20 protein-coding genes are annotated in these 19,487 nt (G+C 62.0%); 7 read left to right on the top strand and 13 right to left on the bottom strand.

Translation table 11 applies throughout. The features are described from left to right. Nucleotides 1-12: 12 nt before the first annotated feature. The gene (locus tag KI610_RS16305; RefSeq protein WP_226496005.1) at nucleotides 13-864 is read left to right on the top strand and encodes an SDR family oxidoreductase; all 852 of its coding nucleotides are present in this window, start codon (nucleotides 13-15) and stop codon (nucleotides 862-864) included. Between the two features lie 195 nt (nucleotides 865-1,059). Here KI610_RS16305 and KI610_RS16300 read toward each other — a convergent pair whose 3' ends face one another. The 10 genes from KI610_RS16300 to KI610_RS16255 form a co-directional block, all read right to left on the bottom strand. Then, entirely contained in the window at nucleotides 1,060-1,554 is a 495-nt protein-coding gene (locus KI610_RS16300; protein WP_226496004.1) for a TPM domain-containing protein, read from the bottom strand. Between the two features lie 4 nt (nucleotides 1,555-1,558). Next, entirely contained in the window at nucleotides 1,559-2,398 is an 840-nt protein-coding gene (locus KI610_RS16295) for a TPM domain-containing protein (RefSeq protein WP_226496003.1), read from the bottom strand. 6 nt (nucleotides 2,399-2,404) lie between these two features. After that, the gene (locus KI610_RS16290; RefSeq protein WP_226496002.1) at nucleotides 2,405-3,010 is read right to left on the bottom strand and encodes a LemA family protein; all 606 of its coding nucleotides are present in this window, start codon (nucleotides 3,008-3,010) and stop codon (nucleotides 2,405-2,407) included. Between the two features lie 296 nt (nucleotides 3,011-3,306). Beyond that, nucleotides 3,307-3,756 carry a MaoC family dehydratase gene (locus tag KI610_RS16285; RefSeq protein ID WP_226496001.1) on the bottom strand — a complete coding sequence of 150 codons (450 nt, stop codon included), beginning with the start codon at nucleotides 3,754-3,756 and terminating at the stop codon, nucleotides 3,307-3,309. A 30-nt stretch (nucleotides 3,757-3,786) separates the two neighbouring features. Next, the gene (locus KI610_RS16280; RefSeq protein ID WP_226496000.1) at nucleotides 3,787-4,731 is read right to left on the bottom strand and encodes a CapA family protein; all 945 of its coding nucleotides are present in this window, start codon (nucleotides 4,729-4,731) and stop codon (nucleotides 3,787-3,789) included. A 20-nt stretch (nucleotides 4,732-4,751) separates the two neighbouring features. Continuing rightward, nucleotides 4,752-5,165, bottom strand: coding sequence for a hypothetical protein (locus KI610_RS16275; RefSeq protein WP_226495999.1), 414 nt, complete (start codon nucleotides 5,163-5,165; stop codon nucleotides 4,752-4,754). Then, nucleotides 5,149-5,832, bottom strand: a complete 684-nt coding sequence (locus tag KI610_RS16270) for a YbaY family lipoprotein (RefSeq protein ID WP_226495998.1) — start codon at nucleotides 5,830-5,832, stop codon at nucleotides 5,149-5,151. The genes KI610_RS16275 and KI610_RS16270 overlap by 17 nt, the downstream gene beginning before the upstream one ends. After that, the gene (locus KI610_RS16265; RefSeq protein ID WP_226495997.1) at nucleotides 5,829-6,572 is read right to left on the bottom strand and encodes an arginyltransferase; all 744 of its coding nucleotides are present in this window, start codon (nucleotides 6,570-6,572) and stop codon (nucleotides 5,829-5,831) included. The genes KI610_RS16270 and KI610_RS16265 overlap by 4 nt, the downstream gene beginning before the upstream one ends. Before the next feature lie 3 nt (nucleotides 6,573-6,575). Further along, nucleotides 6,576-7,280: a leucyl/phenylalanyl-tRNA--protein transferase gene (aat, locus tag KI610_RS16260; protein ID WP_226495996.1), complete on the bottom strand. Its 705-nt coding sequence runs from the start codon at nucleotides 7,278-7,280 to the stop codon at nucleotides 6,576-6,578. Nucleotides 7,281-7,296: 16 nt separating this feature from the next. Beyond that, complete coding sequence (locus KI610_RS16255) at nucleotides 7,297-8,445, bottom strand: ABC transporter ATP-binding protein (protein WP_226495995.1); 1,149 nt, start codon at nucleotides 8,443-8,445, stop codon at nucleotides 7,297-7,299. 31 nt (nucleotides 8,446-8,476) lie between these two features. Here KI610_RS16255 and KI610_RS16250 point away from each other — a divergent pair, with 31 nt between their 5' ends. Beyond that, on the top strand, nucleotides 8,477-10,114 hold the full coding sequence (locus tag KI610_RS16250) for an ABC transporter permease (RefSeq protein ID WP_226495994.1): 1,638 nt from the start codon (nucleotides 8,477-8,479) through the stop codon (nucleotides 10,112-10,114). A 39-nt stretch (nucleotides 10,115-10,153) separates the two neighbouring features. Here KI610_RS16250 and KI610_RS16245 read toward each other — a convergent pair whose 3' ends face one another. The 3 genes from KI610_RS16245 to KI610_RS16235 form a co-directional block, all read right to left on the bottom strand. Next, complete coding sequence (locus tag KI610_RS16245; protein WP_226495993.1) at nucleotides 10,154-10,795, bottom strand: ankyrin repeat domain-containing protein; 642 nt, start codon at nucleotides 10,793-10,795, stop codon at nucleotides 10,154-10,156. Nucleotides 10,796-10,873: 78 nt separating this feature from the next. Next, nucleotides 10,874-11,890 carry a Fe(3+) ABC transporter substrate-binding protein gene (locus tag KI610_RS16240; protein ID WP_226495992.1) on the bottom strand — a complete coding sequence of 339 codons (1,017 nt, stop codon included), beginning with the start codon at nucleotides 11,888-11,890 and terminating at the stop codon, nucleotides 10,874-10,876. Nucleotides 11,891-12,006: 116 nt separating this feature from the next. Beyond that, on the bottom strand, nucleotides 12,007-12,516 hold the full coding sequence (locus tag KI610_RS16235; protein WP_226495991.1) for a C40 family peptidase: 510 nt from the start codon (nucleotides 12,514-12,516) through the stop codon (nucleotides 12,007-12,009). 119 nt (nucleotides 12,517-12,635) lie between these two features. Between KI610_RS16235 and KI610_RS16230 the strand changes: the two genes are divergently transcribed. The 5 genes from KI610_RS16230 to KI610_RS16210 all read left to right on the top strand — a co-directional run bounded on the left by KI610_RS16230 (nucleotide 12,636) and on the right by KI610_RS16210 (nucleotide 19,485). Continuing rightward, a complete protein-coding gene (locus KI610_RS16230) occupies nucleotides 12,636-13,631 on the top strand; it encodes an oxidoreductase (RefSeq protein WP_226495990.1) in 996 nt (331 codons plus the stop codon). Nucleotide 13,632: 1 nt separating this feature from the next. Continuing rightward, the gene (locus KI610_RS16225) at nucleotides 13,633-14,748 is read left to right on the top strand and encodes a GGDEF domain-containing response regulator (protein ID WP_226495989.1); all 1,116 of its coding nucleotides are present in this window, start codon (nucleotides 13,633-13,635) and stop codon (nucleotides 14,746-14,748) included. A 48-nt stretch (nucleotides 14,749-14,796) separates the two neighbouring features. Next, a complete protein-coding gene (locus KI610_RS16220; RefSeq protein ID WP_226495988.1) occupies nucleotides 14,797-16,689 on the top strand; it encodes a propionate--CoA ligase in 1,893 nt (630 codons plus the stop codon). Nucleotides 16,690-16,885: 196 nt separating this feature from the next. Beyond that, nucleotides 16,886-18,388 carry an exopolyphosphatase gene (gene ppx, locus KI610_RS16215; RefSeq protein ID WP_226495987.1) on the top strand — a complete coding sequence of 501 codons (1,503 nt, stop codon included), beginning with the start codon at nucleotides 16,886-16,888 and terminating at the stop codon, nucleotides 18,386-18,388. Then, nucleotides 18,385-19,485 (top strand): ABC transporter permease, encoded by a 1,101-nt coding sequence (locus tag KI610_RS16210; protein ID WP_226495986.1) that lies wholly within the window; start codon nucleotides 18,385-18,387, stop codon nucleotides 19,483-19,485. The genes ppx and KI610_RS16210 overlap by 4 nt, the downstream gene beginning before the upstream one ends. Nucleotides 19,486-19,487 lie beyond the last annotated feature (2 nt).

The following is a 19,487-nucleotide window of genomic DNA, read 5'->3' as shown; positions in this document are numbered from 1 at the left end:
GGAATTTCAATCATGATCGTCGTTACTGGAGCATCCGGCCAACTTGGCAGACTGGTTATCGAAGCCCTGCTGAAAAAACTGCCGGCCGGTGAAATCGTCGCGGCCGTGCGCAATCCCGAGAAAGTGGCCGATCTGGCCGCGCGCGGCGTCCAGGTTCGCCAGGCCGATTACGATCAGCCGGCCAGTCTGGTTGCGGCCTTCAAAGGAGCTGACAAGCTGTTGCTGATTTCGGCCAGCGAGGTTGGCCGCCGCGTGCCGCAACATCGTGCCGTAATCGATGCGGCCAAGGCGGCCGGCGTCGGTCTGCTGGCCTACACCAGCATCCTGCATGCCGACACGTCGCCCTTGCCGCTGGCGGCCGAGCATAAAGAAACGGAAAGCCTGATCCGCGCTTCAGGTCTGCCAGCGGTCATTCTGCGCAACGGCTGGTATACCGAGAACTGCACGGCCGGGATTCCCACAGCGCTGCAATACGGTATGGTGCTCGGTAGCGCGAAGCAGGGGAGGATTGCTTCGGCGGCACGGGCCGATTTCGCCGAAGCAGCAGCCGCCGTGCTGACGCAGGAAAACCAGGCTGGGCGTATTTACGAACTGGCCGGTGACGAGTCTTACACGCTGGGCGAACTGGCTGCCGAAATAGCTGGCCAATCTGGAAAAGTCGTCGCTTATCAGGATTTGCCGGAAAGCGAATTCAAGACCGCCTTGCTCGGTGCCGGCCTGCCGGATTTCCTGGCGACGCTACTGGCCGAATCTGATGTCGGTGCATCAAAGGGGGGATTGTTCGACGACAGTCGGCAATTAAGCGCCTTGATCGACCGTCCGACCACTCCGCTGGCCGAACTGGTCAGGCTGGCCTTGGGGTGATTGATAAATGGCGGGTTGCTGATACATAGCAGCCCGCTAGGTCCGGCCACCCGAACGATTGAAATGGCCGAGTTGTAGGCATAGGCTACCCGGCAGCTTTAGAAGTGGAGCGGCCATTCAAATGATGGGTCGAAGGAAACGATGACAGACCGCAACTGGCCGATGTCAGCCAGTCGCAGATTTCGTATCAAAGACTCAAAGCAGCGTTGGCGCGTCGGCGAGTTCGTTCGGGTTGTCGCCGCTGGCCGGGAAGTGGTGGGCGAGCAGGGCCGTGATGCGCTCGATGGCGTCCACCATGCCGGTTTGGTAGTTGCCGGCAGCGAACGCTGTTTCCATGCGGCGGCAGATGGCGTCCCATTCGGCTGGCGGGACGAGGGCGGAAATGCCGTGGTCGGCGAGGATTTCGACCTGATGGTCGACCAGCTGAACATAAACGAGGATGCCGTTGGCTTCGCGTGTTGCGGCCACGCCGAGCGACAGGAAGAGGCTTGCCGCCCGGTCGCGGCAGGATTCGTTGCGGAGCAGGGCGCGGAGCGGTAGCGGGCCTTCGATGGCGATGCGGATTTCGCCGCGCTGCTTCGATTCTGAAGCCTTTACCGCTGCGCCGATGGCTGCCAGATCGTCGGCGCGGAAGGCGCGTCTGGCCCACCAGCCGGGCGATGAGAGGTGTTTGAGCAGGCGTTTCAGCATGGTTTCACCAGTTCCCCGAGGCGCCGCCGCCACCAAAGCCGCCTCCGCCGCCGGAAAATCCGCCACCACCCGATGAGCCGCCACCAAAACCACCGGGGAAGCCGCCGCCGGATTGCCAGCCGCCGCGGCCGAGGCGGATGAAGGAGAGCGCGAAAGCGAGCAGCGCCGCGCCACCAGCAAGGCCGAGCGAAGTGAAGAGGGTCCACGCCAGCCAGCCAGCCGCGCCGGAAACGGCGAGCGAGCCGAGCAGGCCGAACATGGAGCGGATGACGCCGGCCATGAAGAAGACGATGAGCAGGAAAGTCAGCGCATCGCCGGAATCGGCGCTGCTCGGGGCGGTTTGCACGACAGGCGCCGGTAGCGGCTCGCCGCGAATGACCTTGTCGAGCGTTGCCACGGTGGCCCGCAAGCCGCCGGCAAAATCGCCCTCGCGGAAACGCGGTGCCATCTGTTCGGCCACGATGCGCTTGGCGATGGCGTCGGGAATGGCGCCTTCCAGCCCGTAGCCGACTTCGATGCGCATGCGCCGGTCGTCCTTGGCGACGATGACGATCACGCCATCATCGACGCCCTTGCGACCGATTTTCCACGCCTCGGCCAGTCGGATGCCGAACTGCTCGATGCTTTCCGGCTGCGTCGTCGGCAGCAGCACGATGGCAATCTGCGCGCCCTTGTCCTTTTCCAGCGCCGCCAGGCTGGCCGTCAGCCCGGCTTTATCCTCGGCTGACAGCGTGGCGGTCAGGTCGGTGACGCGCTCGGTCAGCGCCGGCAGCGCCACCTCGTTGGCGCTCCAGCCGAGCAGCGGCAGCAGCGCGAAACAGAGGGCGGCGAGCCAGCGGAACATCAGGGCTTACTTGGCGGCGGCCGGGGTGTCGAACTTGATGACCGGCGGGGCGGAAATCGCCTTCTCGTCGTCGACCGTGAAATTGGCCTTGGGCTTGTAGCCCATGGCCATCGCCGTCAGGTTGTTCGGGAAGGTACGGACCGAAATGTTGTAGACGCGCACCGTGTCGATGTAGCGGTTGCGGGCCACGGTGATGCGGTTTTCGGTGCCTTCGAGCTGGGCCTGAAGGTCGCGGAAATTGGCGTCGGCCTTGAGGTTCGGGTAGTTCTCGGCGACTACCAGCAGGCGGGAGAGGGCGCCGGAGAGTTCGCCCTGGGCCTTCTGGAACTTGGCGAAGGCGGCTTCGTCATTGACCAGTTCCGGCGTGATCTTCATGCCGGCGACGTTGGCGCGCGCTTCGGTGACGCGGGTCAGGACTTCCTTTTCATGCGCGGCATAGCCCTGGACGACGGAAACGAGGTTGGGAATCAGGTCGGCCCGGCGTTTGTACTGGTTGAGCACCTCGGACCAGGCGGCGTTGACGCCTTCGTCGTTGATCTGGATCTGGTTGTAACCGCAGCCGGAAAGCAGGCTGGCGATGAGGACGAGGATGGAGTAGAGACGAATGCGCATGAAGATGACTCCCGAAAAATGGTTCGCGGAACAGCATACCATCGTGATATTTCCGGGCGGGTAAAGTTTGGTTGGGGCTTGCGGACTCCTCCCCCTTCAAGGGGGAGGCTGGGTGGGGGATGGGGGTGAAAAGAGGATATCTAGTCTAATCCATGGCTTGTGGATACCCATCCCCACCCCGGCCCTCCCCTTGAAGGTGAGGGAGTAGGGCCTCATCCGATTCCCTTGGCTTTACCAGCCCGATTCCACGGTCAACCCGAAAAAACGGCCAAAATTGAAATCGTCGCCCGAAGGTCTCAGGCCGGTTTGCGGCGCAGCAGATGCATGACGATGAAACTGAGGACCGCCTCGCCACGCTGGTTCACCGCCTGATACTTGAGACGGGCAATGCCGCGATCCGGCTTCGAGTTCGATGGACGGACTTCAAGTACTTCGATCTCGCTGTGCAGCGTATCGCCTGGCCGCACGGGGGCCAGCCAGCGCAATTCGTCGATGCCCGGCGACCCCAGGCTCGATTCGGCCAGGATGCCGGACTGGATGAACAACCGGAAGCAGATGGCCAGACTCTGGAAACCGCTGGCGATCAGCCCGCCGTAGGGCGAGTCGGCGGCCGCGTTGGCGTCGAGATGGAAGGGCTGCGGGTCGTAGCGCCAGGCGAAGTCGATGATCTCGGCTTCGGTCAGTGTCAGTCCCGGCGAGGTGAAGCGCTGGCCGGGGGTGAGGTCGTCGAGAAAACGGGTATCCATGACGGCAGTCCTTTCTGTGGAAGCAGGGGGTTACGGGTTCCGGCACAACGAAACCCGCGTATCGCCGGCCTTGCCGCAGGGTGTCGTTGCGCCGGCCACGGGGTGCGGTGTGCCGTGGCCGTCCATTTTGGCGGCCAGGGTTTCCCATTCGAGCACGCCGGTTTTGTCGAGCTTGAGGCGGAGCAGCCAGCCGCGCTTGGCTTCCGGGGTCTCGAAGCCGTCGAAGACGAAGTTGCCGAGGCTGTAGATGATGGGCTTGCCCTGATATACGTCGGCACCCTGGGTGACGTGCGGGTGGCTGCCGACGACCATGCTGGCACCTTCGTCAATCATCCGCCGGGCGAAGCTTTGCAGGCGCGGGCTGGGGGCCGGTTCGTATTCCCAGCCCCAGTGCATGAAGGGAATGATGAGGTCGGCGCCGGCGGCCTTGGCGGCGCGGATGTCGCTGATGACGTGATCGTCCTCGCTCCACGCCGTGCCGGGCGTGTTGGTGCCAGCTTCGAAGGCGCGCGGGGCGAATTCGTTGTAGCCGAGGATGGCGATCTTGAGGCCGTGGCGTTCGATCCACAGCGGCTGGTGGGCCTCGATGAGGTTTTTGCCGGCACCGAAGTGGCCGATGCCGGCGGCGTCGAGGCGGCGCAGGGTTTCGAGCAGGGCGGCGTGGCCGTAGTCGCCAACGTGGTTGTTGGCCAGCGTGACGGCATCGAAGCGTCCGCGCAGAACGCGCAGCACGCGTGGGTGGGCGCGGAAGGCGTAGGGCTTGCCGGCGGAGCGCTGGCCACTTCTGGCGACGGGGGTTTCGAGGTTGGCAATGCGGTAGTCGGCGGCCTTGAGGGTTTTGGCGAACGGGGCGAGCGGGTCGCCACCCTTGGCGATGAGCCGGCCGGGGCCGTCATCGAGCATGACGTCGCCGGCAAAAATGAGGGTCAGCGGCTCGGCCTGGACGGTGAGCGCGGCCAAGAGGGCGATTCCCACGGTCAACCGGAAAAAATGCCTCATTTTGAAATCGTCTCGCGCAGTTCGCACCAGTAATCGAGGACGAGGCCGTAGCGCGGCTCGTAGGCATGGTTCAGCCCGGTGAAGCCGTAGCGGCCGGCAGGCACGGGCGGGTAGTCATAGGTCGCCTGGTGGATGAGCGGGCGGCCGATGATGTCTTCGTGCTGGGCGTAGGTGTAGAGCTTGATGCTGGCGAGGTCGGCCGGCTCGCGCCGGAAGACGGCGCGGAAGAGCAGGTAGGAGCCGAACTCGACTGCCTCGACGGTGTAGGGCGAGGCCGTCGGTCGGGCTTCGACGATCTGCGTCTGGCCGGCGTAGTCGACGTGGCAGAAGACGCTTTCCTCGGCGCTGGCGTGGCTGATCAACAGGCCGGCAAACAGGGTGCCGATCAGCGCACTAGCGGGATGTCGCACGCGTGGCCGGTTTGAGCATGATGTTAACCGGCACCGGCTGACCGTTTTTCGTTGCCGGCGTCGGTTTGGCGCTGACAAAAAGCAGTTTGCCGCCAGCTTCGATCCGGGCGCTGACCGTGGCGCTGGCCTTCTTGCCCATGAGGTCGCGGTCGACCGTGGCGCTGAAGGGAATCGGAACCTGGGCGCCGTTGAGTTCGTAGCGCTGATCGGCCAGCGTGCGCCGGCCGGACTGGATGCGGATCTTGAGGATGGCGTTGGCCGGCAGGGCAATGCGGGCGAGGTAGCTGACGCGGCCGGCGATGTCGATGAAGCTGCTGGCCGCCGCTGGCTGCGTTGTGGCCTGCGGCATGACAGGCGCCACACTGCCCCGCGTACAGCGGCGCAGGTTGTTCTTGCCGTCTTCGAAAATGGCGTCGTCGCCCTTGGTCGCCAGGCGGATGTCGCCGCTGCGATAGAGCGCGCCGGAGGCGGCCGGGACTTGCGGCAAAACGACGGCTTGGTCGGCGAAATGCAGCGTCGCCTGCGGTCGACCGGAAATATCGGCCAAAAATGAAATGTCGATGCGGCTGTTGTTGTCGCAGGTGTAGGCGATGCGTTCGTCGCCGGCGAAGGCGCAAAAAGGGACGAGCAATGCCAGCAGTAGCGCCGGCAGGGGGCGGAGGTTCATGGGTTTTCCGGTTTGGGGAGGGGAATCCAGCGCCCGTCGATCAGACCTTCGATGGGCTGGAAGGCCGATTTGTAGGCCATTTTGCGGCTTTCGGCAATCCAGTAGCCGAGGTACAGGTAGGGCAGGCCGAGGGCATTGCACTGGGCGGCCTGCCAGAGGATGTTGTAGGTGCCGAAACTGGCGTTCGGGATGTCCGGATCGTAAAACGTATAGACCGACGACAGGCCGTCGTCGAGCACGTCGATGAGGCTCACCATGCGCACGACGCCGTCTTCCGTGAACTCGATCAGCCGCGTATCGACCCGGCTTTGCAGGAGAAACTGGGCGTACTGGTCGTGGCTGTCCTCGTCCATGCCGCCGCCCGGGTGGCGGGCCTGCTGGTAGCGGTTGTAGAGGGCGTAATGTTCGTCGTAATAAAGCAGGTGCAACTCGCGGGCACGCAGGTTGGCGTGCTGTTTCAGGGCTCGGCGCTGGCTGCGGTTGGGCTGCAACTCGGCGACCGGCAGGCGCACCGGCACGCAGGCCTGGCAGTGGTCGCAATGCGGCCGGTAGGTAAACACCCCGCTGCGCCGGAAACCGGCCCGGACCAGCGCGCTGTAAATTTCGCTGTCGATCAGGTGGGCCGGCGTCGCTACCTGCGAACGCGCCTCGCGGTCGGCCAGGTAACTGCACGGATAGGGCGAGGTGGCGTAGTACTGGAGGAGCGAGAAGGGCAGTTCGGCGTCGTCAGGCTGGGCCATGGTTTACCACGCGAGGTCGAGTTGGTCAGTCGACCAGCGGTCGCGCGCCGATTCGGCTGCGGTCAAGGTCAACAGCCGGGTCAAAAAGGCGTCGCGCGGAATTTCGCGGGCGCCGAGCGAGGCGAGGTGGTCGGTATGCATCTGACAATCAATCATGCCGAATTGGTTGCTCACAAGATAACGCACGAGGTGGGCGAAAGCGACCTTCGATGCGTCAGTCCGCCGGGAGAACATCGATTCGCCGTAAAACATGCGACCGATGGCCAGCCCGTACAGGCCGCCGACCAGCGTGTCTCCCTCGTAACTTTCGACCGAATGCGCCCAGCCGAGTTCATGCAGGCGGCAGTAGGCTTCCTTCATTTCTGGCGTGATCCAGGTGCCATCCTGGCCGTCGCGTGGCGTTGTCGCGCAGGCATCCATGACGCCGGCGAAATCAGTGTCGAAACGCACTTCAAATTTGCCGGCGCGCAGCGTCTTCTTCAGCGAACGGGTCAGCCGGAATTCTTCGGGAAAAAGCACCATGCGCGGATCGGGCGAATACCACAGCGGCAAGCCATCGACCGTCCCCCACGGGAAAATGCCCTGCCGGTAGGCGGCGAGAATACGGTCGGGCTGCAGGCCGCCACCGACGGCAAGCAGGCCGCCCATTTCTTCCCGGGCCATGTCGACCGGCGGAAAAAGGTCGAGCGGGCCGAGAAAAGGGATCATGCGTGATCGTGAAAAACTAGCTGGCGCTGCTATTGGCCAGCCAGGTGATCGGCTTGACCTGCTGTTCGAGCTTGATTTCGCAGGCCGGATCGTCGCATTCCTCATGCTTCATGAAGGCGATGACATGGTCGGCGTCGAGCCGGATGCCGATTTTTTCGCCCAGCGCATGATTGTGGTGCGACGGGACCAGCGACAAGACCTGCGTGCCGCTGGCCAGGCGCAGCGTGTACAGGATGTCGGCGCCGCGGAAAGCCTTGTTCAGCACCTCGGCCTGGACGGCGCTGGTGTCGTCATGAACGATATCGTCCGGCCGCAACAGCACGTCGACCTTGCAGCCGTTGTCGCAGGCGGCGCAGGTTTCGTTGCACTCGACCGGCGTATCGGAAATCAGCGTGCCCAGTTCCATGCGCACGCTGTTGTTGTCGCCGACCGTGCCGGTCACCAGCACGCCCTGACCGATGAAATCGGCGACAAAACGATTGGCCGGCCGGTGATACAGGTTGTACGGGACGTCCCACTGCTGGATGCGACCTTCGTACATGATGCCGATCTCGTCGGCCATGGCGAAAGCCTCATTCTGGTCGTGGGTGACCATGACCGCCGTCGACCCCTCGCGCTTGAGAATTTCGCGCACCTCGGCCGACAGCCGCTCGCGCAGGCCGACGTCAAGGTTGGAAAACGGCTCGTCGAGCAGGATCAGTTCCGGCCGCGGCGCCAGGGCGCGGGCCAGCGCCACGCGTTGCTGCTGGCCGCCGGAGAGTTCATGCGGGAATTTGCTGCCCTGACCATGCAGGCCAACCGTCGCCAGCAATTGACGAACGCGCAGATGAGCGTCCTCGCCCGGGTTGCGACCGAGGCCGAAGGCGACATTCGCTTCGATGGAAAGGTGCGGAAACAGCGCGTAATCCTGAAAAACCATGCCGATCCGCCGCTTCTCGGGCGCAACACGCTGGCCGGCCTGGCTGACGACTTTGCCGTGCAGGCGGATTTCGCCACCGGCGATGTCTTCAAACCCGGCAATGCAGCGCAGCAAGGTCGTCTTGCCGCAGCCGGAGGGACCAAGCAGGCAGGCGATGCTGCCGACTTCGAGCGAGAAGTTAACGCCATCGACGACGGTGTGGTTGCCGTAGCGCTGGACAACGCCATTTAGTTCAAGTTGGGCCATAGGTGGTCGATTATAATTCCCATTCACACACATGCGCACAGCCCTTTATTCCCCCCTGCTGACGGTCGGAATCGTCGTTGCCCTGCTGGCTGGATTGCCGGTGGCCAGCGTTGGCCTCAATCTCTTTGTTGGCGGCACCAGCGCCACCTGGTCGCACCTGGCCGACACCGTACTTTCCGAATACATCGCCAATTCGCTCTGGCTGTGCCTCGGCGTCGGGTGCGGCGTCGGCATCGTCGGCGTGGCGACGGCCTGGCTGACCGCCATGCACGAATTCCCCGGCCGCCGCTTTTTCGAATGGGCCATGGTGCTCCCACTGGCCGTTCCAGCCTATGTCATGGCCTACGTCTACACCGATTTCCTGCAGTTCGTTGGCCCGGTGCAAACCTTCCTGCGCGACACCTTCGGCTGGGAACATGGCGACTACTGGTTCCCGGACATCCGCACGCTACCCGGCGCCATTCTGATGTTCGTCAGCGTGCTCTATCCCTACGTTTACCTGCTCGCCCGCACCGCCTTTCTCGAACGCGCCAGCGGCATGCTGGAAGCCGCGCGAACGCTGGGCATGGGGCCATGGCGGGGCTTCTTCGCGGTCTCGCTACCGCTGGCCCGGCCGGCCATCGTCGCCGGCATTGCCCTGGCACTCATGGAAACGCTGGCCGATTACGGCACGGTGGCCTATTTCGCGGTCAATACATTCACCACCGGTATTTACCGCGCCTGGTTCTCGCTCGGCGACCGCGTCGCTGCCGCGCAACTGGCCGCCATGCTGCTCGCCTTCGTGCTCTTCCTGCTCATGGCCGAGCGCACATCGCGCGGCCGGGCCCGTTATCACAACACAACCGGCCGCAACCGGCCGATGGCTGGCGCGCAGCTACGCGGCCCGGCCGCCTGGCTGGCAACCCTGGCCTGCACCGTACCGTTGTTGCTCGGCTTCGTTCTGCCGGCGATCTTGCTGCTCAAAATGGCCTTGACCGAAGGTGACGCCCAGTTCGGAGAACGTTTCCTCGTGCTCGCTCGCAACAGTTTCGTGCTGGCCGGCGTGACGGCCGCCATTGCCGTCCTGCTCGCCCTGCTCATGGGCTACGGCGCTCGCCTGTCGAAAACGACCTTCGCCAACGGCTTGAATCGTCTCGTCGGTCTGGGCTACGCCGTGCCGGGTGCGGTCATTGCCGTTGGCGTGCTGATTCCCGTGACGCGTCTCGACAACTGGCTGGCCGGGCAATGGACGCAGTGGTTCGGTTACAACCCCGGACTGTTGCTGACCGGCGGCATCGCCGCGCTGATCTACGCCTATCTCGTGCGCTTCCTGGCAGTGGCGCTGCATACGGTTGAATCGAGCCTGGCCAAGATCACGCCGAACATGGATGACGCAGCGCGCAGCCTGGGGTTGGGGCAGGGCGAAACGCTGCGCCGGGTGCATGTGCCGATGCTGCGCGGCAGTCTGTTGACGGCCGGTTTGCTGGTTTTCGTCGATGTGATGAAGGAACTGCCGGCCACGCTGGTCATGCGGCCCTTCAATTTCGATACGCTGGCCACACAGGCCTACACGCTGGCCTCGGATGAGCGCCTGGCCGAAGCATCGACGGCCGCCCTGGCCATCGTCGCGGTGGGTTTGTTGCCGCTGATCGCCTTGTCGCGGCAGATTACGGCCGCGCGCCGGCGCTAACCGGCTTTCTTCAATTCTCGGCTGCAGCCCGGCAGACTGCTAGCGTTTTTTCGGCGCCTGCGGCGAAGGGCCCTGGTTTTCGCTTTCTTCCAGGAAAAGCAGGTCCATGCTCAGAAGGCTGGTATCGGTTCCGAATTGACTCGACGTCTCGGCGTCGTCAGTCGGAGTAAACGTATCTGAAGACGAATACTCGATGAGGTTGCCCGGTTTGCTTTCGTGTAATGGCAGATCAACTGCTTCGGCGGTCGGCGGAGGCATGTTGGAGAGGGTGAACTCGACGGTGTTGTCCGGCTTTGTCTCAGGAGGTGGCGGCGTGACGACCTCGTCGGGTACGGGGGCGTTCGGAGTCACAGGGCTGAGCGCAATGGCCTCGAGCGGTATCGCACCTTTTTGCAGCAGCAGATCGGCGATGTCCTGATGGCCTTTTCTCAGGGCCAGCCGCAGTGGCGCTCCCGGGCCGTCGCTGGCGATGGCGTTTGGATTGGCACCACGATTCAGCAACTCGCGAACGACGGCCAGGTTGCCTTCAAAACAGGCGGCGCGTAGTGGCAGGCCACTACAGCCGTGCATGTCGGGCATCTCGATGTCAGCGCCATCGTCCAGCGCAGTGAGTACGCCAGCCAAGCTGCCTGCGCGGATGGCATCGATCAGTTTATGCGTGGTGAAACTTTTGACGGTCATATTCCAGTTGTTTCGTAGGCCCCGGGAATTGTAGGTAATTGCCGGGGCTTTGGCGAGAACTGGCGTTACTTGCTGGTGTTACTTGAAACCGGCACGGTCGAAAATGATCTGGGCCTTGGTCTGGTACATGGCGAGGTTCTTGACCGGCAATTTGTCGGCCTTGAATTTGCCCATGGCGTCGAGTGCCGGATTCGCCACTTTGACGCTGTTGACCGCAGGCCATTCGTTATTGCCATCGGCGAAATAGCGCTGGGCCTGATCGGAGGCCAGGTATTCGAGGAACTGGACGGCCGCCTCGCGATGCGGCGCAGTCTTCAGCACGCCGCCGCCGGAAACATTGATGTGGGCGCCATTGCCGCCCTGGTCCGGCCAGACGATGCCAACCCGTTCCATCATTTTCAGATCTTCGGCCTTGGTCGAGCGAAGCAGGCGAGCCACGTAGTAGGTATTGGAAATCGCCACGCCACACTCGCCGGCGGCAACCGCCTTGATCTGGTCGGTGTCGCCGCCCTTCGGGGCGCGGGCGAAATTGGCCACCATGCCGCGGGCCAATTCTTCAGCCTTGGCTTCGCCTTGGTGGGCAATGATCGAGGCCATCAGCGAAAGGTTGTAGGGGTGCGAACCGGAGCGTGAGCAGAACTTGCCTTTGAGTTTCGGGTTGGCCAGATCGGCATAGTTCTGGACATCTTCCGGTTTGACCGCGACCTTGTTGTAAACGATCACCCGGGCCCGCGTCGAAAACGAAAACCAGTCTTCGGTGCGCAAGTGGGCCGGGATGCGCGATTCGAGCAGTTTGGAGGAAACCGGAGCAAACAGGCCCAGTTCATGGGCTTTGGCCAGTCTGGCGGCATCGACGGTCAGGAAAATGTCGGCCGGGCTGTTGGCGCCTTCATTTTTGATCCGCTCGAGCAGTTCGTCTTCCTTGCCTTCGATCCGGTTGATCTTGATCCCGGTCTGCTGGGTAAAACTGGTGTAAAGCGCTTCGTCCGTCTGGTAGTGGCGGGCCGAATACAGATTGAGGATTTTTTCTTGAGCAAACGCCGAATTGGATATGGCAAGAGTCGCGACAGCGATCAGGGCGGGCATCAGTTTCATGCGGGAACTCCGGCTGGATATGAGAATTTTTCCAGTCTACTGGCTACAGGCCGCCTTGTAAATGAGAATGATTATCTTCGGTGGGCGTAAAAAAAGCGGCTAGAAGCCGCTTTTGTTCAATTGCCTTCGAGTATTCGTCGCGCTCCGTTGTAGCGGGTCATCCAGTAGCTGTTATCCATGTTCTCGACACGAACTTCGGCGCCCTTGCGCGGTGCATGGAGGAAATGGTTGTCGCCAAGATAGATGCCGACGTGTGAAAAGGTGCGACGCATGGTGTTGAAAAAGACCAGATCGCCCGGTTTCAACTGGTTGGCATCGACCTGCTGGCCGACTTCGCTCATTTCGCGAGCGGTGCGTGGCAACGAGGTGCCAGTGCTGTCCTTGAACACGAGTCGGACAAAGCCGCTGCAGTCCAGGCCGCTCTCTTCGTCATTGCCGCCCCAGCGGTAACGGACGCCAACCAGCTTGAGACCTTGCAGGATGACATCCTGAGCAGCGTTGGTGTAACGTTCAAAAAACGACTGTTGCTCTTCGGGCTTGCGAATCTGCTCGGCCGCCAAGGGCGCACCGATCCCGCTCAGGAGCAGCGAGGAAGCAAGCAGTAGAGAAACCAGTACTTTATGCATAGCGGCGAAATATATTTGAAAAGTAGCCGGCTGTAAAGGCGACGAAAATTCACCGGCTGCAACTATGTTCATCATCCGTAATTATGAATACAATTTCGTTCCCGAGGCGTGAGGCAAACATGGATTCCTTCAAGGCACTGCTGATTGAAGAATGCGATGACAAGGTGAGCAGTGGTTTCGTCCGGATGGGCGAAGGCCAGCTGGATGCCGGAACTGTCACGATCAAGGTTGCCTATTCGAGCATCAATTACAAGGATGCACTGGCGGCGACGGGGGCGGGAAAGATCATTCGGCGTTTCCCTTGCGTCGGTGGCATCGACCTGTCCGGTACGGTCATCGCCAGCGACGACGCGCGCTTCAAACCAGGTGATTCGGTAATTGCCACCAGTTTCGATATCGGTGTCGCCCATCACGGTGGTTATGCCGAAATTGCCCGGGTGCCGGGCGACTGGGTGGTGCCCTTGCCCTCTGGTCTGTCACTCTTCGATGCGATGGCCCTGGGCACGGCGGGGTTTACCGCGGCGCTGGCCATCGTCCGCATGGAAGAAAACGGTTTGCGCCCGAGCAAGGGGCCGGTCATCGTGACTGGTGCTACGGGTGGCGTCGGCAGTCTGGCGGTCGATATGCTGGCCCGGATTGGTTATCACGTGGTCGCGCTGACCGGCAAGGAGAGCGAAGCGGATTACTTGCGCGGCCTCGGTGCCGCCGAAGTCATGCTGCGCCAAAGTCTCGATCTGTCGAAGATCAGGCCACTGGATCGGGCGCGCTGGGCGGGTGCCGTGGACAATCTCGGGGGAGATGTTCTGGCCTGGATCGCCAGCACCATGGAGCAGGGGGGCACTATCGCCAGCATCGGGCTGGCGGCCAGCATGTCGCTGAATACGACGGTGGCGCCTTTTATCCTGCGTGGCGTTTCCTTGCTCGGTGTCGACTCGGGTTATATCCGGGAGCCCTATCGGAGCGGTGTCTGGCAACGACTGGCCAGTGATTTGCGTCCGCCGCATCTGGCCGCCATGTCGCGGCGGATTCCGTTTGACGATCTGCCGGCCACTTTCGGCGAATACATTGCCGGACGAGCCAAGGGGCGAGTCGTGGTGGAAATTGGCGGAGGCTGACGTGGCCGAGTTGCCGCGCATTCTGGTGGTTGATGACTCACGGGTAGTCAGGATATCGCTCATCCAGCATTTGAAGGGGCAATACGAAGTGCGCGAGGAGGGCGACGGCGAGGCGGCGTGGCAGACCTTGGTGCTCGATCACTCCATTCGCGCCGTGATTTCGGATCTCCAGATGCCGAAGCTGAATGGTTACGAGTTGCTGGAGCGTGTGCGCACTTCGAAGCTGCGGCGTCTGCAACAGTTGCCGTTCATTCTGGTTTCCGGTGAGGAAACCGAAGAGGAGCGGGCCAAAGCTAAGGCGATGGGCGTTTCTGATTTTGTTACGAAGGGCGCGGGATGCACAGAGGTGTTGACCCGTCTGAATAACTTGCTGGTCCTGACCGACGCACAGGAACACCTTGATGCCGGCCGCGAGCAGATGGTCCAGGATCCGGTCAGCGGTTTGTTTACCCGAAAATATCTCGAGTTGCAGGCCGCTCAGGCGATGTCGCATGCCAACCGGCATGGCGTTGAGGTCAGCGTGATGGTCCTTGGTTTCGATGGTTTCGCTGGCATGGGTGAGCGGCTCGGGGTGCAGGTTGCCGATGAGGTTGGCAATCGCTTTGCCAGGATGCTGGCGGGCAAGATGCGCCAGGAAGATAGTCTCGGCCACTTCGGCGCCGGGCAGTTTGCGGTTGTTTCGCCGGGAACGGCGCCGGCTTTTTGCGCGACTTTTGCCGAGCGCGTGCGCGAGGCTGTCGAGGTGGCGCGTTTGTCGGTCCAAGGCCAGACCGTGGCCTTGACGGTCAGTATTGGCCTGGCCAGTGTACCTACCGATTTGGTGACTTCGGCCGGGGCGTTGCTCGATCTGGCTGGTGAGCGCATGCATGCGGCCATGCAGGCGGGTGGAAACAGGACCGAGTCGGGCGGCGTGACGCCTGCTTCCCGGCCGATCTCCATCCACCATGCGCTGGAATTGCTGGCCGCCAATCGCCTGTCGCCGGTGATCCCGCACTTGCCTTCGCTGGCTGAGCGCTTGTTGCCGTTGATGAGTTTGATGAATCGTGAATTGGGTTTGGCTTTGCCGGTGGCAGAGATCGAACGTGTTTTGAGTGAACGGAAATCTCAAAAAAATTAGTCCGTTCTGTATTTTGTTGTGCAGGAAAACCTAGCTAGAGGGAGTTTTATGGCGACGTACAAGGAGTTTCACCAGTATTCCATCGAAAAACCGGATGAGTTCTGGACCGAACAGGCCCAACTCGTGGATTGGAAAGAGCCGTTCACGCAGGTGTGCGACTATTCCCGTCCGCCGTTCGCAAAGTGGTTCGTCGGTGGCAAGACCAATCTTTGCCACAACGCAGTTGACCGCCATGCGGCCAAGCGTCCGAACGACAGAGCGCTGATCTTCATTTCGACCGAAACCGATGAAGAAACGGTTTACAGCTTTGCCGAACTGCAGCGCGAAATCGAGCGCATGGCAGCGATTTACCAGAGCCTCGGCGTCAAGAAGGGCGACCGCGTCCTGATTTACATGCCGATGATCGCCCAGGCGACCTTCGCCATTCTGGCCGCAACCCGCATCGGGGCCATTCACTCGGTGGTGTTTGGAGGCTTTGCTTCCGGTTCGCTGGCTACCCGGATCGACGATGCCAAGCCGGTGCTGATCGTTTCTGCCGATGCCGGCATGCGTGGCGGCAAGGCCGTGCCCTACAAGCATCTGCTCGATGAAGCCATTGAGCTGGCCGAACACAAGCCGGCCAAGGTGCTGATGGTCGACCGTGGTCTGGACAAGGCTTTCAACAGGGTTGCCGGTCGCGATGTCGACTACGCCACCGAGCGCGCCAAGTTCATGGATGCCAAGGTGCCGTGCGAATGGCTGGAATCCTCCGAGCCATCCTACATTCTTTACACCTCCGGCACGACCGGCAAGCCGAAGGGCGTGCAGCGCGATACCGGCGGTTATGCCGTGGCGCTGGCTTCGTCGATGAAGCACATCTACTGCGGCGGCGAGGGCGAAACCTTCTTCTCGACCTCGGACATCGGCTGGGTCGTTGGTCACTCCTACATCATCTACGGCCCGCTGATTGCCGGCATGGCCACCGTGATGTACGAAGGCACGCCGCTGCGTCCGGATGCCGGCATCTGGTGGCAGATCGTCGAGAAATACAAGGTCTCCGTGATGTTCTCGGCGCCGACCGCCGCTCGCGTGCTGAAGAAGCAGGATCCGGTCTTCATGCACAAGTACGACCTGTCGTCGCTCAAGCACATCTTCATGGCCGGCGAACCGCTCGACCAGCCGACCCACGAGTGGTTCATGACCGAACTGCAGAAGCCGGTCATCGACAACTACTGGCAGACCGAAACCGGCTGGCCGATGCTGGCTGCCTTGCCGGGCGTTGAAAATACGCCGATCAAGTACGGCTCGCCGTCTTTCCCGGTCTACGGTTACAACCTGCAGATCTTCCGTGAAGACGGCTCGGTCTGCGGAGCCAACGAGAAGGGTATCGCTGCGGTCATTCCACCGCTGCCGCCGGGCTGTTTGTCCACCGTCTGGGGCCAGGACGACCGCTTTGTCAGTACCTATTTCACGCTGTTCAAGGAGCCGCTGGTTTATTCCTCCTACGACTGGGCGATCAAGGACGACGACGGTTACTTCACCATCCTCGGTCGTACCGACGACGTGATTAACGTGGCCGGTCACCGTCTTGGCACCCGTGAAATCGAGGAAGCCATCCAGAACCACCCGGCGATTGCCGAAGTGGCAGTGGTTGGCGTCGAGGACAAGCTCAAGGGTCAGGTGCCGATGGCTTTTGCCGTCGTCAAGGATGCTTCGAAGATTGCTACGCCCGAGTTGGTCAAGGCGCTGGAGAAGGAAGTCTTTGGCACTGTCGACAGCATTCTCGGTGCCATTGGTCGTCCGGCTCGCGTGCATTTCGTGACCGGCTTGCCCAAGACCCGTTCCGGCAAGATGCTGCGCCGTTCGCTGCAGGCGCTGGCTGAAGGCCGTGATCCGGGCGATCTGACGACCATCGACGATCCTTCGACGCTGGAGCAGATCAAGAACGCGCTGGCCAGCTAAGCTTCGTTCTTGCCGCAATAAGCCCGCCGATGCGAATCGGCGGGTTTTTTTTACGTCCTGCATTTCATTTTTGGCCATTTTTTCCGGTTGACCGTGGAGGTCTGCGCTGTGACGGCGTTTGCTCCGGCGTCACAATCCGTCTCGGTGGTGGGTGGTAGAATGCCCGCCAACTGAAGCTTCCTGTGGTTTTTGACAAATGATTTACGAAACCGTCGCCGCCGTTGATCTGGGCTCCAACAGCTTCCGTCTGCAGGTCGGGCGGGTGGTGGATAACCAGATTTACACGCTCGACTCCATGAAGGAGCCGGTTCGTCTGGCCTCCGGCCTGATGCCGGACAAGCGCCTCGATGCGCCGGCCCAGGCTCGTGCATTGGATGCGCTGCGCCGTTTTGGCGAACGATTGGGTGGGCTGGACAAGGGGGCGGTGCGAGCGGTGGCGACCAATACGCTGCGGGTGGCCAAGAACGCCTATGAATTCCTGCCGCTGGCCGAGGAGGCGCTCGGCTTCCCCATCGAAATTATCGCCGGTCGCGAAGAGGCTCGCCTGATCTACATCGGCGCCTCGCACTCCTTGCCGTCGGCGGCGCACAAGCGCCTGATCATCGACATCGGCGGCGGCTCGACCGAATTCATCATCGGCAAGCGCCATGAGCCGCAGCTCATGGAATCGCTGTACATGGGCTGCGTCACCTACACGCTGCGCTTCTTCCCGGACCGCAAGATCGACCGCAAGCGCCTGCGCGAGGCGCAGGTGGCGGCCGCCAAGGAAATCGAGCTGATAGCTGCTGATTATCAGCGGCTGGGCTGGAAGGAGGCTATCGGATCCTCCGGTTCGGCGCGGGCGATTGCCGATGTGCTGGAACTGAACGGCCTGAATCCGAACAACGAAAGCGGCATCACGCGGATCGGGCTGGAAAAGCTGTGCAATCTGCTCATCAAGGCCGGTTCGGCCGAAGCGCTCGATCTGCCCGGGGTCAAGGGCGACCGCCTGCCGGTTTTCCCGGGTGGTGTCGCCATCATGTCGGCGATTTTCGAAGAACTTGATATCGAACGGATGTCCTACGCCGAAGGCGCCTTGCGCCTGGGCGTCCTTTACGACCTGCTCGGCCGCTTTCATCATCACGACATGCGGGATTCGACCGTGGCCCAGTTCCGCCGGCGTTATCAGGTCGAAGGCGACCAGGTCGAACGCGTCGAGGCGACCGCACTGTCGGCGCTGACCCAGTTGTTCGACGGCGTGCCAAGCGAGGCTGACGTCCAGTTCCTGTCGTGGGCCTGCCGCCTGCATGAAATCGGCATTTCCGTGGCGCACAACGCCTATCACAAGCATGGCGCCTACATTCTGACCTATGCCGACATGCCGGGCTTCTCCAAGAAAGATCAGGCGCGGCTGGCCATGGTGGTCCTCGGCCATCGCGGCAAGCTCGAGAAGCTGGGGGCGATTCCTGCGGTCGATAGCGCCTGGGACCTGATTTTTTGCCTGCGCCTGGCTGTGCTACTGCACCGTACGCGCGATGACCGGGCCATCCCAGCCTGGCGTGTCAGCCGGGGTGAAAACGGCTATGTCATCGAAGTGCCCGCCGAATGGCTGGCGGCCAATCCGTGGACAGCCGCCGCCTTCGGCGAAGAAGCCGGCGTCTGGAAACAGCTTGGCCGGGACTACACCCTGCAGTCGAAACCGACGAGGAAAATCGTATGAGCCAATCCCCGAGCTTGCAAGTCGAGCCGGGGAGAGTGGTGCTGTCCGGTTGCTGGACGCTGGCCGAAATGCTGCCTCAGATGTCGACTTTGCAGGTCGATCTGGCAGCTTGTTCAAGCAGCATCGAAGATTGGGATCTGTCGGCCGTAAGGCGACTCGATAGCGCCGCCGCTGTGCTGCTGTGGCGCACCTGGGGGGCGAAGTGGCCGGCCGGCCTGGTTGCCGGCGAACTGCATCGGCAGGTGCTTGAGCGGGTTGCCGAATTGCCCCGCGAGATCCCCGAGCAGGCCCGGCCGAGAGTGCGCCTCCCTGAATGGGTAGGCGCCTTGCTGTTCAAGGCGCTGGGCAACTTGCGCGGCATGATTGCCTTGTTCGGCCAGTTGCTGCTCGACGTGGCCTATCTCTTCCGTCATCCGCAGGATGTGCCATGGAAGGAAATTACCGCCAATGTTTACAAGGCCGGGGCGCAGGCACTGGCGGTTACGGCGCTGGTCGGCTTTCTGATCGGGGTGACGATCAGCTATCTGTCGGCGTTGCAGCTCAAGAGCTTTGGCGCCGACCTGTTCATTGTCAATATTCTCGGCATCTCGATCATTCGCGAACTGGGGCCGGTGCTCGTCGCCGTGCTGGTGGCCGGCCGTTCCGGTTCGGCGATGACGGCGCAAATCGGAGTGATGCGGGTGACCGAGGAAATCGACGTGCTATCCACGATGGGGATTTCGCGCAGCATCCGTGTCGTTTTGCCCAAAATTTTCGGGTTGACCGTAGCAATGCCCTTGTTGGTCCTGTGGACCTCGGCTGTGGCGCTCTTCGGCGGCATGCTGGCGGCGCTCCTTCAGCTCGATCTGTCCCTCGTTTATTTTCTCGACAACTTGCCGCGGGCCGTGCCGGTGTCCAATCTCGTCATCGGCCTGTGCAAAGGCGTTGTCTTCGGTTTCGTCATCGCCGTCGTCGCCTGCCACTTTGGCTTGCACGTCAAACCCAATACCGAGAGCCTGTCGGCCAACACGACCAGCGCCGTGGTGACGGCGATTACCACGGTCATCCTCTTCGATGCAATTTTCGCCGTGTTTACCCGGAATATCGGTGTGCCCTAGCC

It is taken from the genome of Ferribacterium limneticum (assembly GCF_020510565.1).
Classification (GTDB): domain Bacteria; phylum Pseudomonadota; class Gammaproteobacteria; order Burkholderiales; family Rhodocyclaceae; genus Azonexus; species Azonexus limneticus_B.
This window is presented reverse-complemented; position numbering and strand designations above follow the sequence as displayed.